The organism is Allobosea sp. GW821-FHT09G06 (assembly GCF_059416005.1).
Window position 1 is genome coordinate 92,116 of sequence record NZ_JBWKOI010000004.1, and the last position, 14,359, is coordinate 106,474.

Consider the following 14,359-nt stretch of genomic DNA (forward strand, 5'->3'; position numbering starts at 1 on the left):
GGCCATGCGCCTGCTTCGTATCGTTCCGGACAACACCAAGTTCAAATTCGTCTGGTTCCGCCGCTTCAGCTACCCGCTGTCGGCCGCCTATTCGATCCTGGTGATCGTGCTGTTCCTGACCGTCGGCCTGAATTTCGGCATCGACTTCAAGGGCGGCACCTTGATCGAGATGCAGACGAAGGGGCAGGCCGTCGATATCGCCCAGATCCGCCAAACCGCCAACGCGCTCGGCTTCGGCGAGGCGGAGGTGCAGGAATTCGGCAGCGGGGGCGAAGTCTCGATGCGCTTCGGCATGCAGCCGGGCGGCGAGACGGCGCAGCAGGCCGTCGTGGTCAAGGCGCGTGAGGCTTTCGCCTCCAGCTACGAGTTCCGCCGCGTCGAGACCGTGGGTCCGCGCGTCTCGGGCGAGCTGGTGCAAGCCGGCACGCTCGGCGTCGTGCTCGCGATCGTCGGCGTGCTGATCTATCTCTGGTTCCGCTTCGAGATGCCGCTGGCGATCGGCGCGATCCTCGGCACGCTGCACGACATCGTGCTGACGATCGGCTTCTTCCTGATCACGCAGCTCGAATTCAACCTGACCTCGATCGCGGCGATCCTGACCATCGTCGGCTATTCCCTGAACGAGACCGTCGTGGTGTTCGACCGCACGCGCGAATTGCTGCGCCGCTACAAGACCATGCCGGTGGCCGAGCTGCTCGACCTCTCCGTGAACTCGACCCTGTCGCGCACCGCGATGACGGCGACCACGACCTTCCTGTCGCTGCTAGCGCTCGTGATCTTCGGCGGCACGGCGATCGAGGGCTTCGCGCTGGTCATGCTGTTTGGCGTCGTGGTCTGCACCTATTCGGCGATGTTCGTCTCGACCCCCGTGCTGCTCTACATGGACGTCCGCTCCGCTGGCGCCCGTGAGGAAGCGCAGGAAGCGGCGCGGGCCGCCAAGGCTTCCGCCGCCAAGGCGAAGGCCTGATCGCGGCCGTGCCGCGCTTCGAGGGCTTCGTTCCCGGCCGTTTCCCGCTCGACGCCATCGGCGCGGGCGGGTTCCGCTTCGCCGAGATGAGCCACAAGGGCTCGATCATCGCGACGCCGGCCGGCATCCGCATCTGGCCGGTGACGCGCTTTTCCGAAGTCACGATCGAGAGCCTGCAACCGGTGCTCGACGAGGCCGGGGCGATCGATTTCCTGCTGATCGGGACGGGCGCGGACATCGCCTTCATTCCGCCCGCCCTGCGTGATCCCCTGAAGCAGGCCGGGATCGCGGTCGAGGGCATGGCGACCGGCGCGGCGGCGCGGACCTACAATGTCCTCGTCGGCGAGGACCGACGGGTGGCGGCGGCGCTGATCGCGGTCGACTAGGATCGCTTCGTAAGCCGGCCATGTGAGTGGCGCGTAGCGATGACGCCGCGCTTGGCCTAGACTGGGCTTGGGCCGAGGGCGAATGATGACGGGCCAGGGCGGAACGATGCCGCAGACCGAAACCGACGACCGCAGAGAGACCGCGCCGGCGCGCCTGCCGGAGGCCTATGCCCATTGCGCCGCGCTGGTCCGCGAGCAGGATCAGGACCGGTATATCGCCGGGCTCTATGCGCCCGAGGATCGCCGCGTCGCGCTCTATGCGCTCTATGCCTTCAGCCTGGAGATCGCGCGGGTCAGGGGGCTGGTCAGCGAGCCGCTGCCGGGCGAGGTGCGCCTGCAATGGTGGCGTGACGTGCTGGAGGGACAAGCTGGCGGCGAAACGCAGGCCCATCCGGTGGCTGCGGCCCTGCTCGACACGATCAGGCGTTATCGCCTGCCGGTCGCGCCGCTGACTGCGTTGATCGATGCGCGCATCTTCGACCTCTATGACGACCCCATGCCCTCCCTGCGCGACCTGGAAGGCTATGCCGGCGAGACGGTGAGTGCCGTGATGCGGCTTGCCTGCATCATCCTGGCCGGCGGGCGCGATCCCGGCGGGGCGACGGCCTGCGGCCATGCTGGTGTGGCCTACGCCTTGACCGGGCTGATGCGCGCCTTCCCCTGGCACGCGGCCGAGGGGCAGGTCTATCTGCCGGCCGATATCCTCGCCCGCAACGGCGTGACGCGCGACGACATCGTGCGCGGGCGCGGCGGGCCGGGCGTGCTCTATACGCTCAAGGAACTGCGCGAGATCGCGCGCGGGCACCTGAAGAAGCTCACCAGCCTTGGCGAGACGATCCCCACCGGGCTGAAGCCGGCCTTCCTGCCGGTCGCGCTGGTCGAGCCCTATCTCAAGCGGATGGAGGTGGGCGGTTACGACCCCTACCGCACCATCATCACCTTGCCGGCCTGGCGCCGGCAGTGGGTGCTGTGGCGGGCGTCACGGAAGCGGTAAGCGGGCGGGGTTAAGGAGAGTGCGGTGGTTCCTCTTCCCAGTCCAGCCAGGTTTCAGGCTGCTCTCGCTCGGTTTGATTGCGACCGGGATTTCACTGCTTTTTAGCTTCACTCCGCTGCATTTCGAGCTTGCCCGGTGGCTCGGGCAAGACACGAAGCAGTTCTATCCCGAGCTTTTCTGGCTGTTTTTCGCTTTGCCGCTGTCCCTACTGGCTGTGGTGGCCGGCGGAATCGGTGCGTGGATCAAGTTTGCCGGCCGCGGGCGGATTTAGCTGGGCTCTAGTTCCGTTGCCGCCTTCGCCTCGACGCCGCCGGCCCATTCGTCCATGACCTGCTTGGCGCGCGCCGTCAGGGCCTGCTTGCGGGCGAGGCTCTTGGCCGGGCCTTTCAGGCGCTTGCCGTCGGGACCGGTCGTCGCAACGCCCTCGATCAGCGGGAACAGGCCGAAATTGATGTTCATCGGCTGGAAGGAGCGCGGCCCCTCGTCAATGGTGACGATATGGCCGCCGGTGATGTGGTTGACCAAGGCGCCGAGCGCCGTCGTCGCCGGCGGCATCGGCAGGTCGCGGCCGAGCCGCTCGGCCGCGGCCATGCGGCCTGCCAGCAGACCGGTCGCGGCGCTCTCGACATAACCTTCGCAGCCGGTGATCTGGCCGGCGAAGCGCAGGCGCGTGTCGGCCTTGAGGCGCAGGCGCTCGTCGAGCAGCTTCGGCGAGTTCAGGTAGGTGTTGCGGTGGATGCCGCCGAGCCGGGCGAACTCGGCGTTCTGCAGGCCGGGGATCATCCGGAAGATCGCGGCCTGCTCGCCATATTTCAGCTTGGTCTGGAATCCCGTCATGTTGAACAGCGTGCCGAGTGCATTGTCCTGCCGGAGCTGGACCACGGCATAGGCCTTCACGGTCGGGTTGTGCTTGTTGGTGAGGCCGACCGGCTTCATCGGGCCCCAGCGCAGGGTCTCGCGGCCACGCTCGGCCATGACCTCGATCGGCAGGCAGCCGTCGAAATAGGGCGTGCCCTCCCATTCCTTGAACTCGGTTTTCTCGGCAGCGAGCAGCGCGTCGATGAAGGCCTCGTACTGGTCGCGGTCGAGCGGGCAGTTGATGTAGTCGGCGCCGGTGCCGCCGGGCCCTGCCTTATCGTAGCGCGACTGGAACCAAGCCTGGTCCATGTCGATCGAATCGAAATGGACGATCGGCGCGATCGCATCGAAGAAGGCGAGCGCGTCCTCGGAGGTCAGCGACTGCAGGCCCTGCGCCAACGCGGGCGAGGTCAGCGGGCCGGTGGCGATGATGACATTGTCCCATTCGGCCGGGGGGAGGCCGGCGATCTCGCCGCGATCGATGGTGACGAGCGGATGCGCTTCGAGCGCCGCGGTGACCGCCTGCGAGAAGCCGTCGCGGTCGACTGCAAGCGCGCCGCCGGCCGGGACCTGATGGGCATCGCCCTTGGCCATGATCAGCGAGTTCAGCCGGCGCATCTCCCAGTGGAGCTGGCCGACGGCATTGCTGGAGGAATCGTCGGAGCGGAAGGAGTTCGAGCAGACGAGCTCGGCGAGCCCTTCCGTCTTGTGGGCGTCGGTGCCGCGAACGGGCCGCATCTCGTGGATGATGACGGGGATGCCGGCCTCGGCGATCTGCCAAGCGGCTTCGGAGCCGGCGAGACCGCCGCCGATGATATGAACGGGTTCCATGGCTTGCGGATGTGTCCGCAGCCGGGCCGCAGGTCAAGGGACAGGCGGCCTGAAATGCAAAATGCCCGCCGTGAGGCGGGCATTCGCTCTTCGACCGAAGCTCGAGGGGAGGGGAAACACGAGCCTCAGGAGAAACTACACGGAACGCGCCGCACCCTGTGCGCGGCGGTTCTTATTCCAAAGCCTTCAGGCCGCAGCGTGCGAACGCGCGATGAAGGAGATCTCCGAGCGCGACAGGCCGAGATCGTCGAGCTCGCGGTCGGTCAGACGGGAGAGCTCGCGAACGGTCTCGCGATAACGGAGGTAGGCGCGGATTTTGGCAGCGATCATGGTGACGAACATGGTGGTTTTCCTTAGCGATATTCCGGACCGGGGCGGTGCCCACAGCGATAATTTCGTTGTGCACTGCATATAAACCGGACAGCCTGCTTCTAACAGGGGCACGTCGTCAGCTCCGATATGCTTTCAACGCATGACGAGTTAAGGTTCCGGTCATTTTCGGGGGATCGTTCTGCGCTGAACGTAACGCTTGCGGCGAAACTGAGGAAATCGACAGCCTTCGAATTGTGCATTCGTCAGCCCGGACGGGTGGCTGCGAGAATGATTGCCTATTAAGTAGGCATGTTGCAGTTGCTAAATGGCGAGCGCTTGCGGCAGGGCAATTTTGCGTTGCAGCAGGAGCGGCGCGGCTGCGATGCCGGGTCGCAGCGGAGGTTTCCGGCACGACTCGAAATACTCCGCGTGCGGCAGCGCTTGCCGGGCAGAACTTGCCGATTCGACGGTCGATGGCCCGCCGGTGTCTGAGTCGGATATCAGCCAGTTCGTTGAAATCAATAGCGGTTTTTCGCAGCGCCGCCGCGGCCCGGAGCTTGCCTGCCGGTGGTCAACAGAAAGGAGCGCGCGATGACCGTCTCATTCTCGACCTCGAACTGGCCCGTCAACCTGCCGAAGGCCTACGCCGCCACACAGGTAGCCGATGAGGATTCGAAGCAGGGGGGCGGCGCTTCCGCCTCGTCCTCTGCCTCCTCGTCCTCGACCGAAGCCGAATTCCTGAAGATCGCGCGGATGACGCCGGAGGAGCGGGTTCAGGCCGCGCTCCTCGCCAAGCTCGGCATGAGCGAGGAGGAATTCAACAAGCTCGACGCGCAAGCCAAGGCCGACGTCATGACCAAGATCCGCGACGAGATGCTGAAGCAGATGGAAGCCAAGGGCGAGAGCGCGAAGAAGACCGGCGCGCTCGCCGATATCCGGGTCTGAGGCACGCTTCGAGCCACCTTGTCATTCCGGGGCTTCGCGTAGCGAAGAACCCGGAAGCCACGACCGGGCGAGCCGCTTGCAACTGAACACCACACTCCCACCCAGTCGTGGGTTCCGGGTTCGCGCCTGCGGCGCGCCCCGGAATGACAACTGTGTGGCGCTACTGTTCAGCTCACCTTGCCGGCGTCGAAGCGCAGGAGCCGCAGCGCGTTGGCCGTGACGATCACGGTCGCGCCGGTATCGGCGAGGATCGCGACCCAGAGGCCGGTATAGCCGAGCACGCTGGTTACCAGGAACACCGCCTTCAGCCCAAGCGCGATCGTGATGTTGGTGCGGATATTGCCCATCGCCGCGCGTGCCAGCCGGATCAGCGCCGCGACATCGCGCACGCGGCTCTTCAGCACCGCGCCGTCCGCCGTCTCCAGCGCGACATCGGTGCCCGAGCCCATGGCGATGCCGATGCTGGCGGCCGCCAGAGCCGGCGCATCGTTGATGCCGTCGCCGACCATCATCACCGACGTCTCGCCGGAGAAGGCCTTGATCGCCGCGACCTTGTCGTCAGGCATCAGCTCTGCCTTGTGCTCCATGCCGAGGCCGGCGGCGATGGCGGCGCCGGTGCGGGCATTGTCGCCGGTCAGCATGGTCGAGCGGATGCCCATGGCCTTGAGCTCGGCGATGGCTGCCGCGGCGTCCTCGCGCGGCTCGTCGCGCAGCGCGATGAAGCCGGCGAGCGCGCCGTCGACGATGACGGCGGCGACGGTCTTGCCGGCGGCCTCCAGCTCCTCGGCCGTGACGCGGGCCCGCTTGTCGAAGGGCGCGCGGCTCTCGGCATGGCGCGGGGCGCCGACGAAGACGGCGCGGCCATCGACCTTGCCGGTGACGCCCTGGCCGGCCAGTGCTGCGGCTTCGGTCGCAGGCTTATAGGCGATGCCGTCGGTGCGGGTGCGCTCCAGCACGGCCTCGGCCAGCGGGTGTGACGAGCCGTATTCGACCGCGGCGGCGAAGGCCAGCACCTCCGCCTCGCTGCCACTGAGTGCCACGACATCGGTGACGCGCGGCTTGCCCTGGGTGAGGGTGCCGGTCTTGTCGAAGGCGACGAGGCCGGTCTTGGCGGCGGTCTCGATGACGACGCCGCCCTTCATCAACAGGCCCTGGCGGGCGCCGGCCGACAAGGCGGCGGCGATCGAGGCGGGCACCGAGATGACCAGCGCGCAGGGGCAGCCGATCAGCAGCAGGGCGAGCGACCGGTAGATCCAGACCGACCATTCGGCGCCGAGCAGGAGCGGGGGCACCAGCGCGACCAGCACGGCGAGGCCTACGATCGCCGGCATGTACCAGCGCGAGAAGCGGTCGATGAAGCGTTCGGTCGGGGCGCGGGCCTCCTGCGCCTCCTCGACGAGACGGATGATGCGGGCGATGGTGTTGTCCTCGGCCGCCTTGTCGACGCGAACGCGCAGCGCCGCCTCGCGGTTGACCGAGCCGGCATAGACGGGCTCGCCGACGCCCTTGGTCTTGGGCACGGATTCGCCGGTCACCGGGCTCTCGTCGATGCCGGAGGTGCCGTCGGTGATCTCGCCATCGGCCGGGATGCGGTCGCCGGGGCGGACCAGCACGGTCTGGCCGATCCTGAGGCTCGCGGCATCGACCTGGCGGGTCGCGCCGTTCTCCTCGACGATGGCGGTCTTGGGGACGAGATCGCCGAGCGCCCGGATCGAGGCGCGGGCGCGGTCGGCCGCGACGCCCTCGAGGACTTCGCCGACCGCGAAGAGGAAGACGACCAGCGCCGCTTCCTCGGCGGCGCCGATGAAGAGCGCGCCGATGGCGGCGATCGTCATCAGCATCTCGATGGTGAAGGGGATGCCGGCGCGGGCCGCCGCAAAGGCGCGCTTCGCCACGGGGGCGACGCCGACGATACAGGCCAGGATGAAGGCCGGGTGGCCGATGCCCGGCCAGATCACGCCCGCGGCATAGGCCGCGCCGAGGACCAGGCCCGTCGCGATGACGAGGCGGCCCTTGGCCGTCTGGTACCAGCTCGCGCCCTCTGGCGTCGCCTCATGGACATGGCCGGGCAGGCCGTGGCCCTGATCGTTCGCGGTGGCGGCGGTCTTCGGGCCGTGGTCATGGCCAGCGTGATCGTGGCCGGAATGATCGTGGTCGTGCTTGTGGTCGTCGCCATGCTCATGCTTGGCGTGCTCATGGGGATGGTCGTGGCTGCCATGGTCATGGCCGCAGCCGCAATTGTCCTGCTTGGCAGCCGGGCGCTCGGCGGCTGGGGCGGCCAGTGCTGCCGTGGTGTAGCCGAGGCCGTTGACGCGCTTCTCGATCGCTTCCGGCGTGGTCGCGCCGGCATCGAGTGCGAGTGTCAGCGTCTCCGACATCACCGAGAGTTTGACGTCGCTGACGCCGGGCAGGCGCTCGACCGCACCGCGAATCTTCGTCGCGCAGCTCGCGCAATCCATGCCGCCGACCTTCCAGGACAGGGTCTGGCTCGGGGTTTCGGGGCGGGCGGCCATGACATGTCTCCGTTTTTCTTGCGTTACGGACACCTCTCTACAAGCTGTAGCCACTTCAGGTTCAAGGGGGAAAATGCAGGTCGGCCGCATGGGCGTCATGCTCGGGTTTGACCCGAGCATGACGGAAACCATTTTCTCGATCCAGGCTGCTGTTCTTGCACGGAACCACTTCGTCATCCCGGCCGCAGCGAAGCGGAGCGCCGGGATCCATCGGAGGGTTCAGCGCTTTACGATGGATCCCGGATCTGCGCGGCTTTGCCGCTTGTCCGGGATGACGGAGTGGTTCCGTGCGATATGAGAGGCGCTTCGCCCGAGAATGACGGCCTGTTTCAATCCAGCGGGAACACCGGCCGGCGCAGGCGCTTGTAGGGCAGGCCGGCGATCCCGCTGGTACAGGGGCCCGGCGTCGTCACGGTGAAGCTCCCCTTCGCGATCTTGTCATAGGCGCGCCGATGCGCGACCGCCGCCTTGACGCCGATCGCCTTCAGCGTCTCCGGCTCGATGCCCTGCGAGCGGAGCTGGCCGAGGTCGAAAGGCGGGGTCTTGCGGCTGCTCAGCAGCACCGTGACGCCCTCGACCTGAACAACGACACACGGCCCCATGCTGAAGCGCGAGCCCTGCGAGGCCGCGAGATGGCTGTTGAGGTCCTCCAGCGCGAATTCGCCGTCGCTGGCGCTGATGAAGCTGGCCTCGATCTCGACAGGTCCTTCGGCGATGGCGCTGCCCTTGCCGCCGATCGAGAGCTTGCGGGCCTCGCCGGGCTTGGCGCCCGCCATGGCGGCGACGGCGGTGGGATCGGCAATGGCGACCGCGCAATTCTCCACGCCATGGCGCAGGAAGGCGCGCAGCACCGAGGTCGAGTCGCCCGGTGCGCCGCCGCCGATATTGTCGGCCGGCTCGACCACGATATAAGGGCCGCCCTCCGAGCGCAGGATCTCGGCCACGGCCTCGTCGATGTCCCATTCCGCCGGCAGGCCGAATTCGCGCAGTTCCGTAGCGGTCGCGGACAGGCGCTCCAGCGCTTCGCGAGCGGGAGCTCCCGGGCCGGTGAAGGCGACCGCGAAGGCGACGCCGGCCTCGGGCACATCCGAGAAGGAATAGCCGCCGACGACATTGGCCACCCAGATATCCGGGTTCTCCTGCTCGATCCGACGTGCCAGCGCCTCCAGATCGCGCATCGGCCGGTCGGCCGTGCCGGTGCCGGTCGGCGGCCAGATCACTGGGGCGTTGCAGGAGAGCATGCGGGGCCGTTCGCCGCGCGCGAGCGCTCGCGCCAGCAGCCTGGCTGATCGCACGGCAGATTCGCGCGCGTCCGTATGGGGGTTCTCGCGATAGGCGACGAGCGCGTTGGCATGTTCCGCCATCGCGGCGGTGAAGTTCGCATGCAGGTCGAAAACGCCGAAGACAGGCAAGGTCTCGCAACCGGGCACCGCGCGGATATGGGCGAGGAGCGTGCCTTCCGGATCAAGGCATTCGGTCGTGACCATGGCACCGTGCAGGGCGAGCCAGATGCCGTCGAGGCCGCCATTGGCGAGCGCCGCCTTCAGGCCGGTGTCGAACTCCGCAAGGAAACGCCGGAACACGGCATGATCGACCGTGCCGGCGGGCAGGGCGGTGTAGTCGATGGTCGGCAGGACCTCCCAGCCTTCGGCCTCGGCGACTTCGAGGAAGCCGTCCACCGTCGAGCCGTCGCCGCGCCGGGCCAGCAGCTCCGCGCCCTTGCGGATGCTGAAATCGGCGAGCGTCGTCTCTTCGTCGATGAAGCTGTGGGTCTCGTGGAACAGCGATCCCAGCAGGATGCGGCGGCGGGACATGATCGGCTGAATCTCCCAGGCTTGCGAGGCCTGCGCATCTCGGCCGCCGATCTGTTCCGGATCAAGCCGACATTGTTCCGTTCGGAGGAACGCGGGTGCTTTGACAGGCCGCGCCCTGTCCCGGTTTCATGAGGCCGGTCGGCAACCCGAAGAAGCGGCTGCCGCGCCTGATCGAGAGAGCATGCGGATGCGCGTCTTCACTGCGTCGCTGGCGACGGAAACCAACACCTTTGCACCGCTCTTCGTCGATCGCAGCGCCTTCGAGGGCGCCTTCTACTGCCCACCCGGCACGCATCCGGATACGCCGACGCTGTGCTCGGCGCCGACTGTCGCGGCACGGCGCCGCGCCGCCAGCGAGGGCTACGAGCTGGTCGAAGGCACCGCGACCTGGGCCGAGCCTGCCGGCCTCGTCTCGCAGGAGGGCTACGAGAGCCTGCGCGACGAAATCCTCGATCAGCTCAAGGCGGCGCTGCCGATCGACATCGTCCTGCTCGGCCTGCATGGGTCGATGGTGGCGCGCGGCTATGATGATTGCGAGGGCGACCTGATCGCGCGGGTGAGGGCGCTGGTTGGGCCGAATTGCGTCGTCGGAGCCGAGCTCGACATGCATTGCCATCTGACGGCGGAGATGGTCGCAGGTGCCGACATCATCGTCGCCTTCAAGGAGTTTCCGCATACGGATTTTCTGGCGCGGGCCGAGGATCTGCTGGAATTGTGCCTCAAGACCGCGCGCAAGCAGGTGAAACCGGTCAGCGCCGTGTTCGATTGCCACGGGCTCGCCGCCTTCATGACCAGCCGCGAGCCCGGCCGCAGCTTCGTCGACCGGCTGCTTGCGATGGAGGGCAAGGACGATATCCTCTCGATCTCGGTCGCGCATGGCTTCCAGGCGGCGGATGTCGCCGATGTCGGGACCAAGGTGCTGGTGATCGCCGATGGCGACGAGGCGAAGGCGGCTGTGCTGGCGAAACAGCTCGGCCTCGAAATCCTGCGCTGGGGGCAGGGCGCCTCGCCGAAGCATTACAAGCCCGAGGAGGGGATCGCGGCGGCGCTGGAACTGGCCCAACCCGGCAAGCCGGTGGTGCTGGCCGATCGTTGGGACAATCCGGGCGGCGGCGTCGCCGGCGATTCATCCGTGATGGTCGAGGCGCTGCTGCGGCATCCGGATGTGCCGGCTGCGATCGGCGCCATGTGGGACCCGGTGGCGGTCAGTCTGTGCCGGGCGGCGGGCGTCGGCGCCGAGATTCCCTTGCGCTTCATCGGGAAGGCGGCGCCATCCTCGGGCCGGCCAATCGATGCGGTGGTGACGGTTACGGGCACGACCGGGGACCTGCTGATCCCGTTCGCGCAGAGCTGGGTGTCGCTCGGGCCGGCGGCGGCGATCCGGATCGGCCAGCTCGACATCGTGCTGGCCTCGACGCGGGCGCAGACCTTCAGCCCGCCGGTCTTCACCGATCTCGGCATCGACCTTTCGGCGAAGACGGTGGTGGTGGTGAAATCCTCCAACCATTTCCACGCTGCCTTCGCGCCGATCGCGGCACAGGTGCTTTATCTCGACAGCGGTGGACCCTACCCGCCCGATGCGAGCAAGATCCCCTACACCAAGGTGAAACGCCCCTTCTCTCCGCTGGACCCGAATCCATGGCTGTGACTGCTTCCGCTCCGCTCCCGCGCCTGTCGCTCCGCGAAATCGAGGACCAGCGCCTCGATGTGCTGGTGAAGGGACTGCCGCCGGGTGCCTCGCTCAGGCTGGGCGATGTCGGCAAGCAGGGCTGGAACGTGCTCGCCGGCGACCTGCCGATGCCGCTCGCCGTGATCCGCGAGAGCGTGCTCAGGGCCAACAGCGCCTGGATGAGCGCGTTCAGCGCCGCCAATGATCTGTTGATCGCGCCGCATGGCAAGACGACGATGGCGCCGCAGCTCTTCGACCTCCAGATCGCCGACGGTGCCTGGGCGATCACCGTCGCGACGATGCAGCAACTGGCCGTCGCCCGGCATTTCGGCGTGAAGCGCGTCATCCTCGCCAACCAGCCGATCGGGCGGCAGGAGGTTGCGGCCTGTTTCGAGGCGCTGCGGGAACCCGGTTTCGAGCTCTATTGCCTTGCCGACAGCGTCGCCGGGGTCGGCCTGCTGGCGGAGGCGGCGAGGGGCCACGCGGGCGCAAATCCGCTACGCATCTTCGTCGAGATCGGCTTCATGGGCGGGCGCACCGGTGCGCGGACGCGCGAGGAGGCGCTGGCCGTGGCGCGGGCGATCGCGGGTGCGCCGGGCCTGCGGCTCGCCGGCTTCGAATGCTTCGAGGGTTTGCACAGCGATACCGCCAATGCCGACAGGCTGCTCGGTGAGGTCGTTGCGGTCGCTGCGGCTGCGGAGGGCGAGGGGTTGCTGGGGCCGGAGCCGATGGTGCTTTCGGCCGGCGGAACCTCGCTGTTCGACCGAGTCGGCGAGGCCTTCAACGCGGCCGCCTTCAAGCGACCGATCATCAAGGTGCTGCGCTCCGGTTGCTACCTCACGCATGATTCCACGGTCTATTCGGCTGCCTTCCGGCGGATCACGCTGGAGACCAGCCTCAAGCTGCCGCCGGGCGGGCTGGAGCCGGCGCTGGAGGTCTGGGCCTATGTCCAGTCGCGGCCGGAGCGCGGGCGCAGCCTGCTCACCGTCGGCAAGCGCGATATCTCGTTCGATTCCGGCATGCCGGTGCCCTTACGTTGGTATCGGCCGGGCGGAGCGATGAAGCGGCCGGAGCCGATGCCGGCCGGCCATACGGTGCTGGGGCTCAACGACCAGCATTGCCATCTCGGCACGCCTGAGGAGAGCCCCTTGCAGGTCGGCGACATGGTCGCCTTCGGCATCGGCCATCCCTGCACGACCTTCGACAAATGGGCGGTGCTGATGCTGGTCGATGACGACTGGACCGTCACTGGCGCCATCCGGACCTACTTCTGAGGCTGGGTTCCACATCACAGCCCTTATCCGGAGGCTGCGTCTCGAGCGCTCCTCAGGATGAGGGCTGAGTTCCCCTAAAGACGCTGACGTGCGCCTGTTCCTTCAGGTGGAACATCCAATCCTTGACGCGAAATATCTGACGCAACTACGCTTTTGACGATGAGGCCGGGCTGCTGTTCGACTGGAATGCAGCCCAACGCGATGCCCTGAAGTCGACAAACCGCTTCGCCCGGCATCGGCCGGAGCAGCGGTCGCAATCCGGGAGGATGCCCGTGCGTCTGGCGCTGATCCACATCGTTCAGGAGACGAACGACTTCAATCCGCTGCTGACGACGCTCGCCGATTTCGAGGCGTTCGGCCTCGTCGAGGGCGAGGAGATCGCCCGGCAGTTCGGCGAGATCGGCCAGATCGGCGGGCATTACGCGGCGGTGAAGGAAAGCGGGCTCGCGATCGAGACGATCCCGGTCATCCGCGCCTGGGCCGTTGCGGGCGGACGCATCTCGCGCGAGGCCTTCGACTTCTTCCAGGCGAAGATCCGGGCAGGGCTCGAGACGGTCGGGCCGATCGACGGGCTCGTCCTACATCTTCACGGCGCCTGCGCGGCCGAAGGCATCGACGATGTCGAAGGCGAGCAGGCTGAACTTTGCCGCAGGATTTTGGGGCCGGACGTGCCGATCCTGCTCGGGCTCGATCACCACGCCAATGTCACCCACAAGATCATGGCCAATTGCACGGCGATCGTCGGCCATCGCACCCAGCCGCATGACGTATTCGACACCGGCAAGGTCGGGACCGAGGTGCTGCTGCGCATCCTCACCGAGAAGTGCAAGCCGGTCATGGCCTGGCGCAAGATCCCGCTGCTCTCGCATCAGGAACAGTTCCTGACCTCGAAGGGGCCGATGAAGGTCTGGTTCGATCGGGCCCGCGCCATCGAGTCCGACCGGCGCGTCTTGCAGGCCTCGAACTATCCGATGCAGCCCTGGCTCGATGTCGCCGAGGGCGGCTGGTCGACGATCGTGGTCACCGATGGCGATCAGGCGCTGGCCGAGACGCTTGCTGACGAGCTGGCCGATCTCGCCTGGTCGATGCGCGACGATTTCCAGGTGCGCGAGGCAGTCTCCATCGACGATGCCGTGCGCAAGGCCGATGCAGCGGAGCGCGGCATGGTCGTGGTCAGCGATACCGGCGACACCGTTTTCGGTGGCGCGGCCGGCGACAGCAACCTGCTGCTGGAAGCGATGCTGCGGCTCGGCATCAGAAGCAAGGCGCTGATCCCGCTGATCTCGCCCAAGGCCGTCGCGACGCTGACGGCGGCGGGAGAGGGCGCCGAGGTGACGCTGCCGCTCGGGGGCGATGCGGCAACCGCCTTCTTCAAGCCGCTGACCGTGACGGGCAAGGTCAGGAAGCTCGGCGGCGGCTCGATCCCGCTGAACTTCAATCATCAGCCCGAGGTCGATATGGGCCGGGTCGCGGTCTTCGATGTCGGGCCGGTGACGCTGCTGATCTCGGAACTGCGCGGCGTCGCGGGCAACGTGCCCGATGTCTACGAGGCCTTCGGGATCGACCTCTCCGACTACAAGATGGCGGTGCTCAAGACGGCATCGAACTTCCAGTATTTTGACCGGATCGCCTCCGGGCTCGTCCGCGCCGACACGCGTGGGCCGGGGCAATCGGACGTGTTCACCCTGCCGTGGCAGCGGATTCCGCGCCCGGTCTATCCGTTGGAGACAATAAGCGACTGGCGGGCACATTCGTCCCAGCCGGGAGCGGGGACGCGCTGAGACGAAACCAACACG

12 protein-coding genes are annotated in these 14,359 nt (G+C 67.3%); 8 read left to right on the forward strand and 4 right to left on the reverse strand.

Annotated features, from left to right (window positions below):
* The first annotated feature begins 4 nt into the window (after nt 1-4).
* The 4 genes from secF (at nt 5) to AC07NY_RS19690 (ending at nt 2,618) form a co-directional block, all read left to right on the forward strand.
* The gene (gene secF / locus AC07NY_RS19675) at nt 5-967 is read left to right on the forward strand and encodes a protein translocase subunit SecF (RefSeq protein WP_494585210.1); all 963 of its coding nucleotides are present in this window, start codon (nt 5-7) and stop codon (nt 965-967) included.
* Nucleotides 968-975: 8 nt separating this feature from the next.
* Entirely contained in the window at nt 976-1,353 is a 378-nt protein-coding gene (locus AC07NY_RS19680; protein ID WP_492286522.1) for an Mth938-like domain-containing protein, read from the forward strand.
* A gap of 106 nt (nt 1,354-1,459) precedes the next feature.
* Entirely contained in the window at nt 1,460-2,347 is an 888-nt protein-coding gene (locus tag AC07NY_RS19685) for a phytoene/squalene synthase family protein (protein ID WP_494585485.1), read from the forward strand.
* Nucleotides 2,348-2,366: 19 nt separating this feature from the next.
* Nucleotides 2,367-2,618, forward strand: coding sequence for a hypothetical protein (locus AC07NY_RS19690; protein ID WP_494585211.1), 252 nt, complete (start codon nt 2,367-2,369; stop codon nt 2,616-2,618).
* Here AC07NY_RS19690 and trmFO read toward each other — a convergent pair.
* Entirely contained in the window at nt 2,615-4,036 is a 1,422-nt protein-coding gene (gene trmFO / locus AC07NY_RS19695; RefSeq protein WP_494585212.1) for a methylenetetrahydrofolate--tRNA-(uracil(54)-C(5))-methyltransferase (FADH(2)-oxidizing) TrmFO, read from the reverse strand. The genes AC07NY_RS19690 and trmFO overlap by 4 nt on opposite strands.
* Nucleotides 4,037-4,222: 186 nt before the next feature.
* On the reverse strand, nt 4,223-4,378 hold the full coding sequence (locus AC07NY_RS19700) for a DUF1127 domain-containing protein (protein WP_082009515.1): 156 nt from the start codon (nt 4,376-4,378) through the stop codon (nt 4,223-4,225).
* Between the two features lie 561 nt (nt 4,379-4,939).
* Between AC07NY_RS19700 and AC07NY_RS19705 the strand changes: the two genes are divergently transcribed.
* The gene (locus AC07NY_RS19705; protein WP_494585213.1) at nt 4,940-5,293 is read left to right on the forward strand and encodes a hypothetical protein; all 354 of its coding nucleotides are present in this window, start codon (nt 4,940-4,942) and stop codon (nt 5,291-5,293) included.
* Between the two features lie 167 nt (nt 5,294-5,460).
* On the opposite strand, the gene AC07NY_RS19710 is transcribed toward AC07NY_RS19705, so the two are convergent.
* The gene (locus tag AC07NY_RS19710; RefSeq protein ID WP_494585214.1) at nt 5,461-7,806 is read right to left on the reverse strand and encodes a heavy metal translocating P-type ATPase; all 2,346 of its coding nucleotides are present in this window, start codon (nt 7,804-7,806) and stop codon (nt 5,461-5,463) included.
* A 329-nt stretch (nt 7,807-8,135) separates the two neighbouring features.
* A complete protein-coding gene (locus AC07NY_RS19715; RefSeq protein WP_494585215.1) occupies nt 8,136-9,620 on the reverse strand; it encodes a M81 family metallopeptidase in 1,485 nt (494 codons plus the stop codon).
* Between the two features lie 187 nt (nt 9,621-9,807).
* Between AC07NY_RS19715 and AC07NY_RS19720 the strand changes: the two genes are divergently transcribed.
* From AC07NY_RS19720 to AC07NY_RS19730, 3 genes are all read left to right on the forward strand, one after another.
* Entirely contained in the window at nt 9,808-11,268 is a 1,461-nt protein-coding gene (locus AC07NY_RS19720) for a M81 family metallopeptidase (RefSeq protein ID WP_494585216.1), read from the forward strand.
* On the forward strand, nt 11,259-12,563 hold the full coding sequence (locus AC07NY_RS19725; protein ID WP_494585217.1) for an alanine racemase: 1,305 nt from the start codon (nt 11,259-11,261) through the stop codon (nt 12,561-12,563). Before AC07NY_RS19720 ends, AC07NY_RS19725 begins: the two co-directional genes overlap by 10 nt.
* A 272-nt stretch (nt 12,564-12,835) precedes the next feature.
* Complete coding sequence (locus AC07NY_RS19730; protein ID WP_494585218.1) at nt 12,836-14,344, forward strand: M81 family metallopeptidase; 1,509 nt, start codon at nt 12,836-12,838, stop codon at nt 14,342-14,344.
* Nucleotides 14,345-14,359: the final 15 nt, after the last annotated feature.